Annotated in this window: 21 protein-coding genes; 9 read left to right on the top strand and 12 right to left on the bottom strand. The window is 64.3% G+C overall.

The window, feature by feature from the left end:
- Positions 1-44: 44 nt before the first annotated feature.
- From AB4Z51_RS25295 to AB4Z51_RS25280, 4 genes are all read right to left on the bottom strand, one after another.
- Positions 45-1,211, bottom strand: coding sequence for an MFS transporter (locus AB4Z51_RS25295; RefSeq protein WP_441498226.1), 1,167 nt, complete (start codon positions 1,209-1,211; stop codon positions 45-47).
- A 52-nt stretch (positions 1,212-1,263) separates the two neighbouring features.
- Positions 1,264-2,511, bottom strand: a complete 1,248-nt coding sequence (locus AB4Z51_RS25290; protein WP_441498225.1) for an MFS transporter — start codon at positions 2,509-2,511, stop codon at positions 1,264-1,266.
- A 142-nt stretch (positions 2,512-2,653) separates the two neighbouring features.
- Positions 2,654-3,451: an alpha/beta fold hydrolase gene (locus AB4Z51_RS25285; protein ID WP_135216645.1), complete on the bottom strand. Its 798-nt coding sequence runs from the start codon at positions 3,449-3,451 to the stop codon at positions 2,654-2,656.
- Between the two features lie 37 nt (positions 3,452-3,488).
- Positions 3,489-3,968, bottom strand: a complete 480-nt coding sequence (locus AB4Z51_RS25280) for a GNAT family N-acetyltransferase (protein WP_135216646.1) — start codon at positions 3,966-3,968, stop codon at positions 3,489-3,491.
- A gap of 177 nt (positions 3,969-4,145) precedes the next feature.
- Here AB4Z51_RS25280 and AB4Z51_RS25275 point away from each other — a divergent pair, with 177 nt between their 5' ends.
- From AB4Z51_RS25275 to AB4Z51_RS25260, 4 genes are all read left to right on the top strand, one after another.
- Positions 4,146-5,297 (top strand): zinc-binding dehydrogenase, encoded by a 1,152-nt coding sequence (locus AB4Z51_RS25275; protein WP_441498224.1) that lies wholly within the window; start codon positions 4,146-4,148, stop codon positions 5,295-5,297.
- 3 nt (positions 5,298-5,300) lie between these two features.
- Entirely contained in the window at positions 5,301-5,783 is a 483-nt protein-coding gene (locus AB4Z51_RS25270) for a DUF5680 domain-containing protein (RefSeq protein ID WP_441498223.1), read from the top strand.
- 110 nt (positions 5,784-5,893) lie between these two features.
- The gene (locus AB4Z51_RS25265) at positions 5,894-6,310 is read left to right on the top strand and encodes a VOC family protein (protein ID WP_014494310.1); all 417 of its coding nucleotides are present in this window, start codon (positions 5,894-5,896) and stop codon (positions 6,308-6,310) included.
- Positions 6,311-6,405: 95 nt separating this feature from the next.
- Positions 6,406-6,918, top strand: a complete 513-nt coding sequence (locus AB4Z51_RS25260) for a hypothetical protein (RefSeq protein WP_441498222.1) — start codon at positions 6,406-6,408, stop codon at positions 6,916-6,918.
- A 17-nt stretch (positions 6,919-6,935) separates the two neighbouring features.
- Here the strand turns inward: AB4Z51_RS25260 and AB4Z51_RS25255 are convergent, their stop codons facing one another.
- From AB4Z51_RS25255 to AB4Z51_RS25245, 3 genes are all read right to left on the bottom strand, one after another.
- On the bottom strand, positions 6,936-7,289 hold the full coding sequence (locus AB4Z51_RS25255; RefSeq protein ID WP_028154742.1) for a cupin domain-containing protein: 354 nt from the start codon (positions 7,287-7,289) through the stop codon (positions 6,936-6,938).
- 64 nt (positions 7,290-7,353) lie between these two features.
- Positions 7,354-8,094: a metallophosphoesterase family protein gene (locus AB4Z51_RS25250; protein WP_441498221.1), complete on the bottom strand. Its 741-nt coding sequence runs from the start codon at positions 8,092-8,094 to the stop codon at positions 7,354-7,356.
- Positions 8,095-8,148: 54 nt separating this feature from the next.
- Entirely contained in the window at positions 8,149-8,478 is a 330-nt protein-coding gene (locus AB4Z51_RS25245) for a hypothetical protein (RefSeq protein ID WP_441498220.1), read from the bottom strand.
- A 244-nt stretch (positions 8,479-8,722) separates the two neighbouring features.
- Between AB4Z51_RS25245 and AB4Z51_RS25240 the strand changes: the two genes are divergently transcribed.
- Complete coding sequence (locus AB4Z51_RS25240; protein ID WP_441498219.1) at positions 8,723-10,696, top strand: DEAD/DEAH box helicase; 1,974 nt, start codon at positions 8,723-8,725, stop codon at positions 10,694-10,696.
- A gap of 77 nt (positions 10,697-10,773) precedes the next feature.
- Here the strand turns inward: AB4Z51_RS25240 and AB4Z51_RS25235 are convergent, their stop codons facing one another.
- Positions 10,774-11,067 (bottom strand): hypothetical protein, encoded by a 294-nt coding sequence (locus AB4Z51_RS25235; protein ID WP_441498218.1) that lies wholly within the window; start codon positions 11,065-11,067, stop codon positions 10,774-10,776.
- A gap of 117 nt (positions 11,068-11,184) precedes the next feature.
- Positions 11,185-11,691 (bottom strand): GNAT family N-acetyltransferase, encoded by a 507-nt coding sequence (locus AB4Z51_RS25230; protein ID WP_283018892.1) that lies wholly within the window; start codon positions 11,689-11,691, stop codon positions 11,185-11,187.
- 147 nt (positions 11,692-11,838) lie between these two features.
- Here AB4Z51_RS25230 and AB4Z51_RS25225 point away from each other — a divergent pair, with 147 nt between their 5' ends.
- Positions 11,839-12,225: a COG4315 family predicted lipoprotein gene (locus AB4Z51_RS25225; protein ID WP_063982498.1), complete on the top strand. Its 387-nt coding sequence runs from the start codon at positions 11,839-11,841 to the stop codon at positions 12,223-12,225.
- 530 nt (positions 12,226-12,755) lie between these two features.
- Positions 12,756-13,247 carry a phasin gene (locus AB4Z51_RS25220; RefSeq protein WP_441498217.1) on the top strand — a complete coding sequence of 164 codons (492 nt, stop codon included), beginning with the start codon at positions 12,756-12,758 and terminating at the stop codon, positions 13,245-13,247.
- Between the two features lie 292 nt (positions 13,248-13,539).
- Here AB4Z51_RS25220 and AB4Z51_RS25215 read toward each other — a convergent pair whose 3' ends face one another.
- The 3 genes from AB4Z51_RS25215 to AB4Z51_RS25205 all read right to left on the bottom strand — a co-directional run bounded on the left by AB4Z51_RS25215 (position 13,540) and on the right by AB4Z51_RS25205 (position 15,420).
- Complete coding sequence (locus AB4Z51_RS25215) at positions 13,540-14,229, bottom strand: Crp/Fnr family transcriptional regulator (RefSeq protein WP_441498216.1); 690 nt, start codon at positions 14,227-14,229, stop codon at positions 13,540-13,542.
- Between the two features lie 143 nt (positions 14,230-14,372).
- On the bottom strand, positions 14,373-14,801 hold the full coding sequence (locus AB4Z51_RS25210; protein ID WP_441498215.1) for a cupin domain-containing protein: 429 nt from the start codon (positions 14,799-14,801) through the stop codon (positions 14,373-14,375).
- A gap of 64 nt (positions 14,802-14,865) precedes the next feature.
- On the bottom strand, positions 14,866-15,420 hold the full coding sequence (locus AB4Z51_RS25205) for a PAS domain-containing protein (protein ID WP_441498214.1): 555 nt from the start codon (positions 15,418-15,420) through the stop codon (positions 14,866-14,868).
- Positions 15,421-15,886: 466 nt separating this feature from the next.
- Between AB4Z51_RS25205 and AB4Z51_RS25200 the strand changes: the two genes are divergently transcribed.
- Positions 15,887-16,693 (top strand): rhomboid family intramembrane serine protease, encoded by an 807-nt coding sequence (locus AB4Z51_RS25200; protein WP_441498213.1) that lies wholly within the window; start codon positions 15,887-15,889, stop codon positions 16,691-16,693.
- A gap of 190 nt (positions 16,694-16,883) precedes the next feature.
- A complete protein-coding gene (locus tag AB4Z51_RS25195; RefSeq protein WP_071912650.1) occupies positions 16,884-17,312 on the top strand; it encodes a CBS domain-containing protein in 429 nt (142 codons plus the stop codon).
- The last annotated feature ends 6 nt before the right edge of the window (positions 17,313-17,318 follow it).

Genomic DNA, 17,318 nt, shown 5'->3' with positions numbered 1-17,318 from the left:
GCGGAGTCCGGGACGACCCTAAGGTGCACAGGGTTAACGCCGCGTTAGGATTGGGCGCGTCGATTACGGACAGACACAATGCGCTCGAAAAGCCACATCAGCGGCGGGCAGGCCAGCACCGTCAGCGCGCCGAGGTCGAGTGCCACCGCGGCCGTCCCGGCCGATTTGGCCAGCCGGCCGGCGACCGCCGGTCCCAGCATCATCGCGGCATAGAAGAGAGTGTAGAACACGCCCATGCCGATCGCCCTTGTTTCCGGCGCGAGCACGCGGGCGGCCAGGCTCATGATCGGGCCGGCCGGATGGCCGCCGATCAGGCCGATCAGGACGAGGACCGTGATCACCGCATCCGATCGCGGCAACCAGGCAAGCAGCCCGGCCACGATGAGGCTGGCTGCGGTCGCGAGCGTGAGCGGACGCTTGAAGCGGTCGGCGAGATAGCCGCCTGCCGGCACCGAGATCACCGACAGCCACATCACGAGGCTGATCGCGGAGCCTGCCGCAGCAATGCTCCAGCCGCGCTCGGCGAGCAGGGAGGGGCCGAACGAGAAGATCATGGCGAAGCCGACATTAAAGAGTCCCCAGATCAGGCCCGCGACGATCACCGCCAGCAGCGCGAGGGGGTCGAGCCGGCCTGGGCCGGCCGCGCTGACTGTGGCACCCGGCGGCGACTGATAGAGCGTGACCAGCACAATACCGATTGCGGTGAGGGCGCCTGCCGCCAGGAACACCGCGCTCGCGCCATAGGCCGTGCCGATCGCCGGCAGCACCAGCAGCGAGATCGCGACGCCGGCCGGCCAGGAGTTGASGAAGATCGCCATCGCGGTGGCGATCTCCTTCCCGGCGAACCAGTCGGTGCCCATCTTGGTGAGCTGCACCGTCAGCAGCACGCCGCCGGCGCCGGAGACGAGCCGGCCCGCCATCTGCCAGCCCCAGATGTCGGTGGTGGCCATGACCAGGCTGCCCGCGGTCATCAGCAGCAGCGCTGCGATCGTCGTCGGCTTGTCGCCAAGAGTCCGGCCGATCGCGCCGCCCGGCAGCGCCAGCACGATGCCGGGGGTGAAATAGAGTCCGATCAGGATGCCGATATCGGCGAGCCCGACGCCAAAGGTCTGTTGTAGCAACGGCGCGACTGCGGCCACGCTCTGGAACTGGAACGCGATGGTGAGGCGCACGACGAACAGGATCGCAAGAATGCCCCAGCGATTGCGCAACGTCTCATCTCCCCAAGCCCTCTCTCGAAGGTGCGGTGGAGAGGGACGAGAGTCAACCGGCTGTCTTCCTCGTCGCGCGTCCGTAGAGAAGGCACAGCAGCGCCAGCAGCACCGCGGCCGAGAGCCCGAGCGACCAGTGAATGCCGATCGCCGCGCCGAACAGGCCGACGGTGATGCCGCTGAAGGCCCGCATCCCGAGGCCGGCCATGTTGTAGAGCCCGACGACGCGGCCGCGGATGTCGTGCGGCGCGTTCAACYGCACCAGCGCCTGCGCCATGGTGTTGAAGGACAGCTCGAAGAAGCCGGCAAAGAACAGCAGCACGATCGCGACCGGATAGATCCGCACCGCGGCGAAGCCGAGCAGCGCCACGCTCCACAGCATGGCCAGCATGATCGCGGTGCGCGGCGTGCCCTTCAACCGTCCCCAGGATTCCAGCGCGATGCCGGCGAGCAGTGCACCTGCCGCATCGGCCGCGAGCAGCACGCTGTAGGAGACGCCGGGATCGCCGTGGCCGAGATCGCCGGCAAACCCCGGCATCTGGGCGTGATAGGCGTTGCCGATCATGAAGGAGGTGAGGCCGGCGAGCCACGTCATTGCGGTCAGCACCGGCTGCGTGCCGATGGCGCGCATCGTCAGCACGATGTCGGCAAGGCCGCGCATGGCGAAGCGCCGCACCGCGACGCTCTTGTCGCGCACCGGCGCCCAGAACAGCCAGAGCAGCATCGGCAGGTAGAACAGCGTGTTGAAGATGATGCCGTGCGAGGTGCCCAGCGTCAGCATGATGACGCCGCCGACGGCGGGCCCGACCAGGATGCCGAGATAGCGCGCCATCGCATTCAGGCGCACCGCGCTCGGAAGATCCGCGGGACCGACGAGATCGTAGAGCAGAAGCTGGTTCGGCGTCTGCCACAGCACGCCGGCGCAGCCATGGATCACCAGCAGCAGCATCGCGTGCCACATCTGGATGGTGTCGGTGATGAAGAAGAAGCCCCATCCGGCCGAGGCCACGATGAACAGCAGCATGCCGCATTGGATGATTCGTCGCGGATCGAACCGGTCGGCGAGCCCGCCGACCGCGACCGAGAACAGCAGGAACGGCAGCCAGTGCGACAGCACGGCAAAGCCCCCCAGCGTCGGCGAATGGAATTTTTGGAACACCACCCAATAGCTGATCACATGCTCGATGTTGTCCGCCATCATCGCCAGCACGTAGGCGATGAACTGGAGCCGGTACGGCACCGACTTCATCGCCGCGAACGATCCGGACGCGACAACAGGATTTTGGGGCAGGGGGTTCAAGCGATCACCTGGGTGGGACCCTTGGGGCCATACACGTTCGCCGCCGGCCGCTCAAGACACTTGGGTGTTTGTCCGTAGCCCGCAACCCGGGACCGCCGGCCCCGCATTCCGCAAAGCTCCATGCGGGCTACGAAGCAGCGCGTCACGCGATCTCCGTCGCCAGAAACGATCTGACCACCGCAGCAAACTCATCCGGCTTGTCATATGGCAACCCATGGCCCGCATTCGCGATCACCTCATGGCTGAGGTGTGGATTGAGCCCCTGCAGCTCCCGCGCCGTCTCGACCGAGACAACGCCATTGTCTCCGATGACAAGCAGGCTCGGGACGGCAATGGCTTTGACAAGCTCGCGATAATCCGGGTTCGGCGGCGTGAGAACCTCGAAGGCGCTGATCTCGGTCCGCAGCCGCGCATCAACGATCAGGTCAAGCAGCTCGGATGAGCGGTGCGGATGCCGCCGCCGGGCCTCGGCGAGTACCTCATCCTTGTCCTGCCCCAGAAGCCGGCGATGCTGCTCGGCGACATCACTCTCATAAACCTCGCGCTGACGCTCCGGTCGCAGGAAGGTCGGATCGGCGAGGATAACGCTGCGAATGGTCGTACCCATCTCGCTCGCAACCACGGCGGCGGTCATGCCGCCCATAGAATGGCCGAGCAGGATCGGGGCAGTCAGCCCGAGCGCGTCAATGAGGCCGATGACGTCGCCTGCGAGATCGCGGTACAGATACCCGCCGGACGGTGCGCTCGACGCGCCATGTCCCCTCGCGGAGGGCATGATGACGTCGTAGCCGTCTTCGAGCGCACGCGCCAACGGTGTCCAGCAGGCACCGCTTCCAGTCAGACCATGCAGCGCGATCAGCGCAGGCTTCTCGTCCCCGGTCCGTAAATAATGGATGTCGATGCCATTTGCCGCGCAGGTTCGGCTCGTCCAGTTTGTCATTCGCAACGACTGTCAAAGAATCAACGCCGACGCCATCCTACCCCAGCGTCCTGACGTACACCGCATAAGGCACGCCCAGAATATCCGGCGCCTCGCGAACCCTGGTAAATCCCATCCGCTGATACATCGGCAATGCGACCGTCATGATCGGCGTCGTGTGTAGGGCGATGACGCCCGACTGGTCGCGCTCGGCGCGGCGCAGGCATTCCTCGGTCAATTGCCGGCCGATGCCCTTGCTGCGCGCGGCCGGATCAACCACCAGCATGCGGATGACCGGCCAGGCCGGATCGAAGAAGGCAGGCTTCGGGGCTTGCGGACCGACATAGGCGACGGCGCCGACGATCTGGCCGCCATCCTCGGCGACGATGATCTCGCCGGTCTTGGCCAGCTCCGGCATCTTCGCGACATGGGTCGTAAACAACGGCCAGTCGGAATAATCCTGCTCGAATTGCGCGAATGCCGCGAGAGCGACGCGCACGATCGCTTCCGCATCCGCTGGCTGATAGTCACGCAGCATCGGCGTTGTCCTTGTCGCCCGGGTGGAGCGAAGCGTATTCCGGGGACGCCGGTCTTGCATTTCGCTTCGCTCCGTGCGGGCTTCGAGACTCACGCTTGGCACGACCGCGCATCTCACATACGCTTTGCCTCACGCCCGCACCATCAATCATAACAGACGGGCCGCGAGGAAACAGCCATGGACCAGATCCGCGTCTGCACTCACGCAGGGCCGGGCTCGGAGCCCGTCATCAAGACGGTGCCGTGGCCGAAGGTCGGCAAAAAGGCTGCGCTGATCAAGGTCGGCGCCTGCGGCGTCTGCGGCACCGATCTGCACATTCTGAAAGGACATTGGCCGAAGCCGCTGCCCTGGCCGTTCACGCTCGGCCACGAGCTCGGCGGAATCATCGTCGAATGCGGCGAGGAATTCACCGAGGACTTCATGAGCAAGCCGCTCAAGGTCGGATCAAAAGTGATGATCCCGCCGCTGATGCCCTGCGGCCACTGCTATTACTGCATCCATTATCCGCAGACCGCGAACAAATGCCTGACGCCGGTCTATTACGGCCGCTATCTCGGCTTCGACAAGGCGCCGCATATGTGGGGCGGCTGGGCCGAATATGTCTATGCCGATCTCGAGATGCTGCCGGGCACCAAGATCTACAAGCTGCCCGACGACATGTCGCTGCGGCTGGGCGCGCTGTCGGAGCCGCTGACCTCCTGCATCCGCGCCTTCAACCGCGCCACCCGCGCCGGTGGTTTTTCCTGGGGCGACACGGTGGTGATCCAGGGCTCGGGTCCGATCGGCATTCTCGCGGTCGCGGCCGCCAAGGAGATGGGGGCGGGGCGCGTGATCTGCGTCGGCGCGCCGGAAGAGCCGCGGCTCAAGCTCGCGCGCGAGTTCGGCGCGGAGGCGACGGTGAACATCGAGGAGATCAAATCGCCGCAGGAGCGCATCGCGCGCGTCCGCGAGATTGTAGGCCACTTCGGCGCCGATCTCGTGATGGATTGCTCGGGACATCCGACCGCCGGCCCCGAAGGCATCGAGATGCTGCGCGACGGTGGCACCTATGTCGAGATGGGTCAGTTCACCGACGCCGGCTCGATCGAGACCTCCTGGCACCGCATCTGCACCAAGGACCTCAACGTGCTGGGATCCTGGGGCTTTACCGGTAATGATCTCCCGCTCGGCGTCGACATGCTCTACCGCACGCGTGACAAATATCCCTGGCTGAAGATGCAGACGATCTATCCGTTCACGGAAGCGGGCGTCGCGCAGGCGGTGAGGGATGCGATGGCGATGAAGACGGTGAAATCGACCATCGTGCCGTGGCCGGAACTGGTGGACTAGATAATGCCGTCCATTCCACCGGATCTCGCAGCGTTCCTGGTCGAAGCCAAGCGGCGCACCTATGCGGGGCTGGACGACGACGCGACCGCGGCCGCGCCGCTGCTTGCCGGCTCCAAGCAGCTCGAGCATCGCGCGCCACCTTATGCTTATCGCGATATCTATTTCGGGATGGGGTTTTTCGTCGGGCAGGAGACCGTGTCACGGGATGACCGTGTCATCTGGTCGATGAGCTACAGCGGCGGCGTCCGCGCGGACATCACGGATCGGTCCACGCTGCTCGAGATCTATAAATTCCTGCGCCGGGCGCTGTTGGGCGTAGGCGTCGAGGAGCCTTATCGGGGACCGCGCCTGTTCGAGCAGGCAGGCATGACTTACCGCAACGAGGTCGAAAGGGCGCTCGATCGCTTCCACGGCGTCGAGACGATCTCGCGGCATGATGGCGCACCGCTGTACGAGCTGCGCTATAGCGGTGGTTTGTTGCGATAATTCTTGAACCTTGTAGCCCGGATGGAGCGCAGCGCAATCCGGGGCCGCCGGTCCCGCTTTCCGTTTCGCTCGATGCGGGCTACGAGCCTGAGTTTGGAATGAGGGTTAAGATGACGGACGAACCTAACCCGCGCACCCGCTCCCCCTTCAACGCCATTCGCGCGATCGACTACACCGTCATCTTCGTGCGCGACATGGCGGCGATGCGCCGGTTCTACGAGGACGTTCTCGCCTTTCCGCTGCTGCGCGAGCTCTCGCCGAACTGGATCGAGTACGGCCTGGGTGGCAAYACGCTGGCGCTGGCGAGACCGAGCCGGACCGCGGCCGACGCGCCGACACCGGCGGGCAGCGCCTCGCTGCAGCTGGCCTTCAAGGTGTCCGCGACCGAGGTCGATCAATGTGCCGATGAACTGGTGCGGCAGGGCGTGGCGCTGCTGTCACCGCCCACGAACCAGTCGTTCGGACACCGGACGCTGTTTTTTCGCGATCCCGACGGCAATTTGCTGGAGGTCTATGCCGAGATCTGAGGCGCCCAAAAAGTTCCATCGGGAATCCCCGATCTATCCATGTTAAGGTGAAACTTAGGCCCAGGTTCCGACTTTCACTTCACGGGAGAGGTATCGTGAAGCGAATCCTGAAACCCGTTACTTACATCCTGGCGGCCATCTACTTCCTGGTGGATGCCGTCTTCATGGCCGTCGCGCGGCCAATGGCGCGCTGGATTGGGCGGCATTTCGAATTCAAATGGTTGCGCACCTGGATCAGGTCGCTGTCCCCTTATCCCTCGCTCGCCCTGTTTTCCGTGCCCGTGATCATTCTGGAGCCGATCAAGCCCGTGGCGGCCTACCTCGCCGCAACGGGTCAGGTCGTGAGCGCCGCCGTGACTTTCATCGTCGGCGAATTGCTCAAGCTCGTGCTGGTCGAGCGCCTGTTCCATCTCACGCGCGACAAGCTGATGCGGATTCCGGCGTTCGCCTGGGCGTACGGCAAGTTCTCTGAGGTGAAGGCGTGGCTGCAGGCAACCGACGCCTGGCGCGCCATCCGCGCCCTGAGCCGCGCGGCGAGGGACACTGTTGTAAGGGCGAAAGCAAGGCTGGTCGGCGGCTTCAGCAGGCTGGTGACCTCCAGGGATTAGGGTCAGGCGCGTTGTCGCTATGCGAGCTTGCGCGCTGCGGCGGTGGCCTTGTCGCCCGTGTTCGGGGTGCCGGTGGGCTCGATGAGCAGGAGGTGAACCTCCTCGCGTGCCACCGGGCGATGCTCCACCCCTTTGGGCACGACATAGAGTTCGCCCGGACCGAGCGTCACTGTGCGATCCCGCAATTCGATGTCCAGACTGCCTTTCAGGACGAGAAAGAAATCGTCGGTGTCATCGTGCTTGTGCCAGGTGAACTCGCCCTTCACCTTCACCACCATCACGTCGCAATCGTTGAAGGTCGTGACCGTGCGCGGCGACCAATAATCCCCAAAGGTCGCGAGCTTGTCGGCAAGCGATATGCTGTCGGCCATGTTTCCCCCTTTGCGCTCTTGTGAGGCACGATTTGGGATCGAATGACCAACGTGGCAAGGCCAGCTATTTGACATGTCCTGATAACATGGCCTCCGCCCATTCCGGGCGGCCGTTGGCGAGCGCCTGCGCGGACGCGGCTTCCCAGTCGTATTCCAGGGCCAGCAGTTCGACTTGCCAGCCTCTTGTTCGTTTCGTGAGGATCGCGTAGCGGGCGTGAGGCGAGCGATGCTCCAGGTATGCGGCAAAAGGAATGTCCGCGAACACCGGGCAACCAACGCTGCCGGGATTGAGGACCAGGCGGTCGCCCGGGCCCTGAACAGCGGCCTGGCGGTGGCTGTGACCACACAGCACGACACGCGCCGTTGGCGCGCTCGAAAGGCGCGCGGTCAGCACGTCGCGACGCGCCGGCACGAAGCGGCCGTCCTCGAGCGCTTCTTCGAGCAGGCACGTCGTATCGTCGTCGGGTGTGCCGTGGCAGGCCAGGATCCCGTCGTCCAGCCGTATTTGGGAGGGCAGGCTGTGAAGTGCGCGGCGCTGCTCCGCGGTCAATGCGCTACGCGCAAACAGACCTGCCGGCGAGAGCTTTTCGTCTGGAAACTCCTCAATCCAGCGATCATGATTTCCGCGCACCGTCGGCAACGACAGCGACTGGAGAGCCTCGAAAGTTTCCTTTGGCCACAGCGGGCTGGTGACGCAATCGCCGAGGTTGACCGTACGATCGACGCCGCGCGCCTTGATGTCGGCCAGCACCGCTTCCAACGCAGCGAGATTGCCGTGGATATCGGAAATGACTGCCAATCGCATCGTCGTGCTCCCCGTGCTGCTTTGCCTGAACTTAACTCTGCCAGGTCACCGGACCTATCTAGCATCGGCTGATGGGACGTTCACCAACCAGCCATGGCTGATCTGATGTTCCTTCACCACCGTCGCGCCGACGACCTTGGTCCCCTCCAGCTCCCGCACGATCCGCTCGTCCGGCCCGACGATGCCGAGATCGAACTCGCGGTCCGGCGTGATGAGGATCATGCGCTGGCCCATGATGGCCGGGCGTTCGGCATAGATCGCGCAGCCCTGGCCGGGTTTGCAGTGCCGGCACCAGCTTCCAGCCGGTTTGGCCAGCGCCTCGATGRCCATGACCTTGCAGCAAAGCGTGCAATCGCCGCAGGCGCGTGTGGCGGAAGGCGTCACGCGGTCGTCCCCCTCTAAGCCGGTTGGCTTCAGGTTAACGGAGGTGGCCGCGAACGTCCGCTGCAACCTTCAGGCGCGGTTCTTTCCGTCAAGCCATGCATCATAGGCATGGTGATTTCAGAGCACTTGGCGTAAAGAGCGCCCTGATCACATCCAGCGTGCGGCCGGGCCGTTTGCCGCGCACGCAACTCAGGTCCGCCGGTTCACCGTTCCGCGCCTGACATTAACCAAGGTTCTCCATCCCGTGTCTTTTCCGGCCCTGACCCCGCCGCTCGCCCACGCTTTGGCCGAGCGGAACTATGATTCACCCACCCCTGTCCAGCTCGCCGTGCTCGCAGACGAAGCCGCCGACCGCGATCTCCTGGTTTCGGCCCAGACCGGCTCCGGCAAGACCCTCGCGTATGGCCTCGCCATGGCCAAGGATCTGTTTGGCGATGCCGAGCGGTTCGAGCAGGCGGGGGCGCCGCTCGCCCTGATCGTGGCGCCGACCCGCGAGCTCGCCTTGCAGGTTCAGCGCGAACTGGCATGGCTGTATGGGCATGCCGGCGGGCGGGTCGTCTCCTGCGTCGGCGGCATGGATCCGCGGCGCGAGCAGCGCGAGCTTGCGGCGGGCGCTCACATCGTCGTCGGCACGCCCGGCCGGTTGTGCGACCATTTGCGTCGCGGCCGTCTCGACATCACGGAATTGAAAGTGGTCGTCCTCGATGAGGCCGACGAGATGCTCAATCTCGGCTTTCGCGAGGACATGGAATTCATCCTCAAGACCACGCCGGAGACACGCCGCACGTTGCTGTTCTCGGCGACGTTTCCGCGCGGCATCGTGGCGCTGGCCAAGCAATATCAGCAGCAGGCGTTTCGAATCGAGGTCGCCGGCGATGAAGGCGGTCACGCCGACATCGAGTACCGTGCCATCAGGGTCGCCCCCGGTGATGTCGAACATGCCGTCGTCAACGTGCTGCGCTTCTACGAGGCGCCGAGCGCGCTGGTGTTCTGCAGCACGCGCGATCACGTCAGGCATTTGCAGGCGGCGCTGCTGGAGCGCGGCTTCTCCGTGGTCGCGCTGTCAGGCGAATTGACGCAGAACGAGCGGACCACGGCGCTGCAGTCGCTCCGGGACGGACGCGCCCGCGTCTGTGTGGCGACCGACGTCGCCGCCCGCGGCATCGACCTGCCGAGCCTCGATCTCGTCATCCATGCCGATCTGCCCAACGACGCCGAGGTGATGCAGCATCGCTCCGGCCGCACCGGGCGGGCGGGCCGCAAGGGGACGAGCGTCCTGCTGGTGCCGCCTGTACGGCGGCGACGTGCGGAAATGCTGCTGAATGTCTCGGGGATCGACGCGGTCTGGGGAACGGCGCCGCAAGCTGAGGAAATCCGCAAGCTCGATCACGACCGCATGAAGGACGTGTTGTTCACCGAGGAGACGACCACCGACGATCTGGTGCTGGCGCAGGCGCTGCTGGCCGAGCGGTCGGCCGAGGATATCGCAGCCGCACTCGCGCGGCTCTATCGCGCACGGCTGCCGTCGCCCGAAGACATCATCGATCCCGGCGAGCGAGCCGGCCGGCCGCGCGACGATCGCGGGCGCGACAATGTCCGCGCACCGCGCGACGATGCCCGCACTTCGCGCGGCGATGATCGCCCCGAAAGAGCCCGACCCAAATCAGGAAAATCGTCGGCGAAACACGGCATGGCGGACGGCAGCGTCTGGTTCCGGGCCAACATCGGACGAAGAAAGAATGCGGAAGCACGCTGGCTCTTGCCGATGATCTGCCGCCGCGGCGGCATCGACAAGGGCGACATCGGCGCCATCAAGATCATGGACACGACGACCGAGTTCGAAATTTCCGAGCGGGTCGCGGAAACCTTCGCCGCCAAGATCAAGCGTCCGGACAAGGAAGACAATATCCGCCTCGAACCGATGACGGATGCGCCGCAGCGGCAGGCGCCTTCGGAAGAGCGGTCAAAGCCGCCCCGGCGCGAGAGCGGCGACAGCGATCATCGCGAACGTCGCGACGATCGCCCGCGCGATGCAGCTGGATTCAAGCCACGCGACAAGGCTCACGGCGAGCGCAGGCCGAAATTCGACGATGCTCCTTCGTTCGGAAAGAAAAAGAAGCACAAGAACAAGCCTGGCCATGCCGAGCCGGCGGTGACGCCGTGGCCGTTGAAGGGCGCGCCTGGAAAAAAGAAGGCGAAGAAAAAGCATCGGGGCTGAACTGCGCCTGATTGTGCAGACAGCAATGATGCCGCCGGATTGCGCCGGCGACATCATCTGAAAAGTCAGCTGCGAACTCAGCGGCCACCGCCGCCGCCGCCACCACCTCCGCCGCCGCCACCGCCGGCATCACGCATCGACGAGCTGTAGCGGGGGTCGGTCTGCTTCATGTAGATGGGCGAGGTGTCGTGAGTGAGGTTGACGCGGCTTCTGCCACCCGGGGTCGGCGTCTCGACCAGGATACCGCAGCCCTCGAAGAAGGCGGAATCGCAGCCGTAGGTCCGGACCTGCGCCGCGTTGGCACTGGTCGCGCTGAACGCGGCCGCCGCAGCGAATGCAATCAAAGCAACTTTCGACAATGTGAGTTTCATGGAAATTCTCCAGTCTCGGATCGGCGAGACCAGAACGGCCCGCGCACACCTTCGACGGGGGGTGATCGAAGGCGGTTCGAGGGACGGCTTCACGCCCGCGTGAGCCGGGCGGGGACGTTATGTCGCAGCGAGGTCGCGAAGCATGTAGGTCGCGCCTTCGCCATAGGAGGCGAGCTTTGCACGCGCTTCCGCATCCGCCGCGACGGGCCGAAAGCCGAGATGCTCCCACAACGGCCGCGTGGCGTAGACCGAGACCAGCGCGAGCGTTGTGATGTGTGATGCGCGCGCGAGCTTCTCGATAGCGGCAATATAATCGCGCGCGACGCCACCGCGGAAATCGGGCAGCACGGCGACGTCGTGCACGTAGAGACAATCCGCATCATCTGGCAGTTGTTGCAGGAAGCCGTTGAGCGGCGGAATCCGGTGTTGCTTCCACGGATGCGCGAGTCCGTAGCCGGCGATCTCTTCGTCGGCGATGAGCAGACGGCAGCCATCGGGATAGAGTCGCATCTTCTCCGCGAACACGTCGGGACTCTCGGGAAGATCGGGATGGATCCGCGCTGCGATCGCGCTGATCGCGACCAGGTCGGAGGCGCGCGCGGGACGCCAATGCGGCTTGCTCATGTCGGTCCGTTGGTCGGTCATACCCATTCCAGTTTATTCCGTCGCGACGATGCGCGCAGCGAAAAATATCTTTGCCACCGTCCCAGGAATACGAAGCGTTGCGCGGCGTCCTACCCCATGCAAGCCAATTGCATGACAGGAGAACCCATGACGTCCTCGATCCGCCTCGCGCTCACGCTCGCCGTATCGCTCGCCATCATCCCCGCTGCCTTCGCCGCGCCGCCGACCAAGACCGGCAAGTCCGACAAGGGCAACGTGCTCACCGACGCCAAGGGCATGACGCTCTACACCTTCGACAAGGATGCGGACGGCAAGTCTGCCTGCAACGGACCGTGTGCGACAAACTGGCCGGTGCTGAAGGCCGAGGCGAGCGATGCCGCGGCCGACGGCTACACCGTCATCACGCGCGACGACGGATCCAGGCAGTGGGCTTACAAGGGCAAGCCGCTCTACACCTTCGCCAAGGACCAGAAGCCCGGCGACATCACCGGCGACGGCTTTCTGAACGGCGCCTGGCATCTGGCGATGCCGTGAGCGGACAATCCGCCGCGGCAATGCGAGGTGGTGTCTGACATTGACGAGATGCCACCGGTCTCGTGCCTCGGACGCAGCGCAACGCCGCATTGGCGATGCGACGTATCGTTCAATGCGGTGCGCTGCGGTGCGGCTCCATCAACTCGCAATCAATCAATGACAGGGCGCCATCCAGAAACGGCCGAATCCTCGCCGCGCACCCCGAGGAAGGCCACCGGCGCCGGCGTCTCCGAACCGCTCGCCGGACTGATCTCAAGTTGGCGGAAGTAATCGCGACAACTTCAAAGAAGGAAGAATGCCGCCTGTGGCGCGTCGTCGCTTGAATCGAATTTATTCAAGTCGAGAGTCCGAAAGCGAACCGAAGGCCCGATTTTGGTTGGTCATAGTTGGTTCCGGCAGGGGGCGAAAGCGGCATATCGGCAGCAGCATCCCTCCATTTGAGAGTAGGGGCACTGGTTTCCCGGTGCGGTCCGCACCTGGGAGCTTCTGGGAGTCTTCAATCCATTATCTGGTTTCGCGTGAGGGAATGAATGACCATGAATGATGCCAATCTGAAAGCCGAGACGAACGCCACTGCGCTCAATGGGACGGCGAATGGCGGTGCAATGCCCAGGTTCGACCTGCCGTTTTTCAACTTCCAGGCGACCTTCGGCGATCTTGCCGAGCAGGGCGCCGCCCGGGCCAAGGCAAATTTAGAGCGGATGAGGGCGGCTTCCGAGGAGATCACCGAAGCGCTCCGCGAAGCCTGTTCGACCAATGCCACGCGTGCCGCCGATTACGGCACCAAGGTCATCGAAATATCAAACATCAATACCAGCTCCGCGCTGGAGTTCCTGTCCCAGCTTGCGGATGCGAGGTCGTTTGCGGATGTCGTGAACCTCTCCACCACCCACAGCCGCAAGACCTTTGAAGCGGCTTCTCGCCAAAACCGGGAGCTTTGGGACCTCGCCCAGAAGGTCGCAACCGAGACGGCCGAGCCGATCAAGAAGAGTTTCAACCTGGTTGTGCATAGGGCTGCTTGAATCGAGGCTACTGGCCGCGTGGATCGGCTGGACGAGCGTCTTCGCCAGAAGGGGCGCGGTCCAGCCGAGGCGGTGAAGCCTTGCCGTGAGAAGCCTTGCCGTGAGGTGATGCCAAGCTGGAGGAAGTCAGGATGGGTATGGTGATGATCAAATGCCCGGAAACGGGCCACGCCATTCCGACGGGCATCGAGATAGATCGCGAAAGATTTCGGTGCAGTACGGTGTTCTTTTCGCGCACATATTGCGGGATGTGCGCGGCGACGCATGAGTGGTTCGCCAGAGAGGCCTGGGTCTATGAATCGGTCTTGGCGAACGGGAAGTCCGGGGGCGGGCAGCCATTCCGCGCGGGCGCGGTGTGAAGCCGCCTGACGGCATCCTGCGAAACGATCCGATCGATCCTGCGGCTCATCACCTTGTAGCACTCGCAGGCGACGACCTCGAGTCGCGGCCTGTCGATCTCGAGTTGGCCGCGCCGACTGGATTTCAGGGCCCTTGAGGTTCGAAGTGCGCTCACGACGTGCGTGACGGTGGTCCGCCGGACGCCGAGCAATTCCGACAACGTCTCTTGCGTCAGGTGCAGGACGTCACCACTGCCCTCCGTTCGATCGTGAATGTGAAGCAGCCAGCGGGCCAGCCGGGCCTCGACGGAGTGCAGGGCATTGCAGGCCGCGACGTGCAGGAATTGCGTCATCATCGCCCTGGTGACGATCTGAACTGCGCTTGCGAGGGCAGGACTGCGTTCGAGCGTCGCTTGAAATCGCGCGGGCGAGATCTGCAGTGCGGTCCCGGCCACGCGGACAACCGCCGTCAGGGGAGATCGCACGGGGCCGAGCGCAGTCATGAGGCCGACGACGCCGTCGTTAACCAGGACTGCGTCGTGCTGGAGCGGTACTTTCCGGAGATACGGTGCAAGCAACGCGAAGTCGGCCGGCGGTAATGCAGCTAACAGGCGATTACCAACTCTGGTCGCGTGCTCCATCACGGGGAATCGTCCCTCGACGGAGGCCCGGCGGCGAGCAAACGCATCGTCTCCGGCCGAGCCGCGTTGCCGTGCAGGCATATGCCCGGCAAACAGCTAAACGTCCTGCAGCAGGTAAGGTTCCAATGATGGATCGCGAGCCTGGCTCACGCTGTCGGCGCGGGCACCAGTCCGTAGCGCAGCATCGTCTCTTTCATCTTCGCGGGATCGGGTGGCGCGCCGGCCGACAGGAGTGCGGCCATCTCCGTGAAATATTGCGGGCCCAGCACCCCGGGGCTCAGGATGCACAGGCATGTTGCCGGTCCCGTCGAACGGTTGGTGAAGCCGTGCACGATGCCGCGCTTGATGAAGACCGATTCTCCGGGGCCGAGATCGTTCTGCTTGCCGTCGATCGTCCAGGTCGATACGCCGGACAGCCCGTAGATGGTTTCGTCCCAGCGGTCGTGATAATGCGGGATCGGCATCCGCGCATTCGGCTGGAGCGTCATTTCGAAGATGTCGACGCTGCCGCCGGTGTCGTCCTTGCTGTGCAGGAAGCGGAGCTGAAGCGTACCGAAACTGATGATGTCGGACATGGCTGTGTCATCCCGGTGAGAGACTGTATCGAGGTCGCGGCGTTCGCCCTCGTCGAAACGAAAACTACCTCAGCCCCTCATACACCATCAGCCCGCGTGCGATCTGCAATTTGCGGATTGCGCGCGGCAGCAGCTTCTCCGGCTGATGCAGATAGCGCCAGGAGGTGAGGGCGAATGCGGACAACGCGCCGCATTCGTCGTTGAACGGTGCGAGCACGCCGGTGACACTCACCGGCGTATGCGGGCGGGCGTTGAAGGGCAGCAGCAGCAGCTCGAGATGCGCCTTGCTGCCATCCTCGCGCGCGGCGGTGACGCCGGCGATCGCACCTAGCGTCTCGTCGGCGACGATCGTGGTGATCTCCTCGATCTCGCTGCGGCTGGCCGCGGTGAACAGCGCCGCAAAGCTCTGGTCCTTGAGGTCGAGCCCCGCGAGCGCGCAGACGCGCGTGCCGGCGACGCGGAACGGGAAGCCGAGGTTTTGCTCGCAGGACAGCACGAAGATATCGCCGAGCAGGCCGCGGACCGCGGCCGGATCGATATCGGCCCGATCAGGGGCTCGCGCAGTGCCGCGCTTCTTGTCCCAATACGCGAAGAACGCGCGGCTCGACGGATGTTTCATGACTGAACGCTTACCCCGGGGCGCTAGCTCGCGGGACAGACCTGTCCCGCTTCAGTGCACCCGCGATCCCTTTCGTTGTTGTGCAGGAGGGGATTTGCAGCGTCCATGCCGTGGAGGCGTTTTCGGGCCCCCGGAGGCTGTCTTTGCGTCGTTAACGTTAAATTAACTATCCGCTTTCCGTCCGGCGCGCCGCTGCTATGGTGATCGCGGTCGCAAGCCTCGCCGCTTTCATCCAGGTTTTCGGCGGGGCCTGTACACGGGCGTCAAACAGTTTGGTCACGGGCCGCGGGGAGGGGTGGGGATACACCTTATTCCTCTGGGTACCGGAAGACCGACATGGACAGGCAGGGCTTTCCCAGGGCCCTGCCTTTTCCTTTTGTGCACTTGCGCAAGGCCGGCAAAGGCGACTATCTCCAAGGCTGTCGTTAAGCCTGTCGCTCCGATCGCGCCTGAAAGCGAAGCTGCCTTGGATTCCCCGCAAGATTCTCCGCCGGAGCTGCCGGCCGTTGTCGAGGAAGCTCCGCGCGAGCCGATCCTGACGCTGCCGGTCGCGCTGACCGCCTATATCCTCCTTTTGGCGGTGATCCATCTGCGGGTGCTGCTGCCGCCGGAGCTCGAGAACTGGACCATCGACGTCTTCGGCTTCATCCCGAAACGTTACGATTCCTCGCTGCTCAACCTGCAGATCCCCGGCGGGGCCGGCGCCAAGGTCTGGACCTTCGTCACCTATTCGCTGCTGCACGCCAATCTGACCCATCTCGGCTTCAACGTGCTGTGGCTGCTGCCGTTCGGCAGCGCGCTGGCGCGGCGCTTTGGCGCGATCAGGTTCTTCCTGTTTCTCGCGGTGACGGCGGCGGCCGGCGCGCTCGCCCATCTCGTCACCCATGAGCACGCGGTGGCGCCGATGATCGGCGCCTCGGCCTCGGTGTCCGGCGCGATGGCGGCGGCGATCCGCTTTGCCTTTGTCCGCGGCAGCTTCCTGTCGTTCAACCGATCAGACGCCGATACCGCCTCAAGGGTTCCGGCACTGCCGCTGTCGCGCGCACTGCGCGACGGGCGGGTGGTCGGCTTCCTCGCCGTTTGGTTCGGTGTCAACATCATCTTCGGCGTCGGCGCGATCGGCGTCGATTCCGAAACCACGAGCGTCGCCTGGCAGGCACATATCGGCGGCTTCTTCGCGGGCCTTCTGCTGTTCGCGCTGTTCGATCCCGTGCCGCGCGTGCGAAACGATGCTGCGGATGCGTCATCACAGGACATTTCAAACCGCATTTGAAGCGCCGCTTGCGGCGCCGCCCGAATTCATCCATCATTCCCGAGAAGAATGTTCCGAAGCGACAAGCCACTAGYGGCGATGCTTCGCAAAGCGCCTCAGCGTGCAACCGGCGCCTAAACTGTTAGTTGAAGACTCGACGAACAAGTCCGGTCCGCGAAATGCGGACGGATCCGATTCAGGGAGGCCGACAATGACGGTACGTTCCATTCTCAACACCAAGGGCCACCAGATCATGAGCGTCGAGCCCGACGCCAAGCTGGCTGCCGCGGTCAAACTGCTCGGCGAGAAGAAGATCGGCGCGGTGCTGGTGATGAACCAGAGCCGGCTCGAAGGCATCCTGTCCGAGCGCGACATCGTGCGCGTGATCGGCGAGCGCGGCGCCGGCGCGCTGGAGGAGCCGGTCTCCCAGGTCATGACCCGCAAGGTGGTGACCTGCAAGGAGACGGACACGGTCGCTGAGCTCATGGAGACGATGACCACCGGCAAGTTCCGCCATTTGCCGGTCGTCGACGATGGCAAGGTGGTCGGCCTGATCTCGATCGGCGACATCGTCAAGCGCCGCGTCCAGGAATACGAGGCCGAGCAGGAAGCCCTGCGCGACTATATCAAGACGGCCTGAGCGGCT

Origin of the sequence: Bradyrhizobium sp. 2TAF36, from assembly GCF_052114925.1 — a bacterium.
Taxonomy (GTDB): domain Bacteria; phylum Pseudomonadota; class Alphaproteobacteria; order Rhizobiales; family Xanthobacteraceae; genus Bradyrhizobium; species Bradyrhizobium barranii.
This window is presented reverse-complemented; position numbering and strand designations above follow the sequence as displayed.

What these genes read in the sequence shown, in the direction of transcription:
- AB4Z51_RS25235 (WP_441498218.1), bottom strand. Translation starts at nt 11,067, where the DNA reads ATGAAACTCACATTGTCGAAAGTTGCTTTGATTGCATTCGCTGCGGCG.
- AB4Z51_RS25250 (WP_441498221.1), bottom strand. Translation starts at nt 8,094, where the DNA reads ATGCGATTGGCAGTCATTTCCGATATCCACGGCAATCTCGCTGCGTTG.
- AB4Z51_RS25220 (WP_441498217.1), top strand. Translation starts at nt 12,756, where the DNA reads ATGACCATGAATGATGCCAATCTGAAAGCCGAGACGAACGCCACTGCG.
- AB4Z51_RS25255 (WP_028154742.1), bottom strand. Translation starts at nt 7,289, where the DNA reads ATGGCCGACAGCATATCGCTTGCCGACAAGCTCGCGACCTTTGGGGAT.
- AB4Z51_RS25195 (WP_071912650.1), top strand. Translation starts at nt 16,884, where the DNA reads ATGACGGTACGTTCCATTCTCAACACCAAGGGCCACCAGATCATGAGC.
- AB4Z51_RS25230 (WP_283018892.1), bottom strand. Translation starts at nt 11,691, where the DNA reads ATGAGCAAGCCGCATTGGCGTCCCGCGCGCGCCTCCGACCTGGTCGCG.
- AB4Z51_RS25285 (WP_135216645.1), bottom strand. Translation starts at nt 3,451, where the DNA reads ATGACAAACTGGACGAGCCGAACCTGCGCGGCAAATGGCATCGACATC.
- AB4Z51_RS25225 (WP_063982498.1), top strand. Translation starts at nt 11,839, where the DNA reads ATGACGTCCTCGATCCGCCTCGCGCTCACGCTCGCCGTATCGCTCGCC.
- AB4Z51_RS25205 (WP_441498214.1), bottom strand. Translation starts at nt 15,420, where the DNA reads ATGAAACATCCGTCGAGCCGCGCGTTCTTCGCGTATTGGGACAAGAAG.
- AB4Z51_RS25275 (WP_441498224.1), top strand. Translation starts at nt 4,146, where the DNA reads ATGGACCAGATCCGCGTCTGCACTCACGCAGGGCCGGGCTCGGAGCCC.
- AB4Z51_RS25210 (WP_441498215.1), bottom strand. Translation starts at nt 14,801, where the DNA reads ATGTCCGACATCATCAGTTTCGGTACGCTTCAGCTCCGCTTCCTGCAC.
- AB4Z51_RS25270 (WP_441498223.1), top strand. Translation starts at nt 5,301, where the DNA reads ATGCCGTCCATTCCACCGGATCTCGCAGCGTTCCTGGTCGAAGCCAAG.
- AB4Z51_RS25280 (WP_135216646.1), bottom strand. Translation starts at nt 3,968, where the DNA reads ATGCTGCGTGACTATCAGCCAGCGGATGCGGAAGCGATCGTGCGCGTC.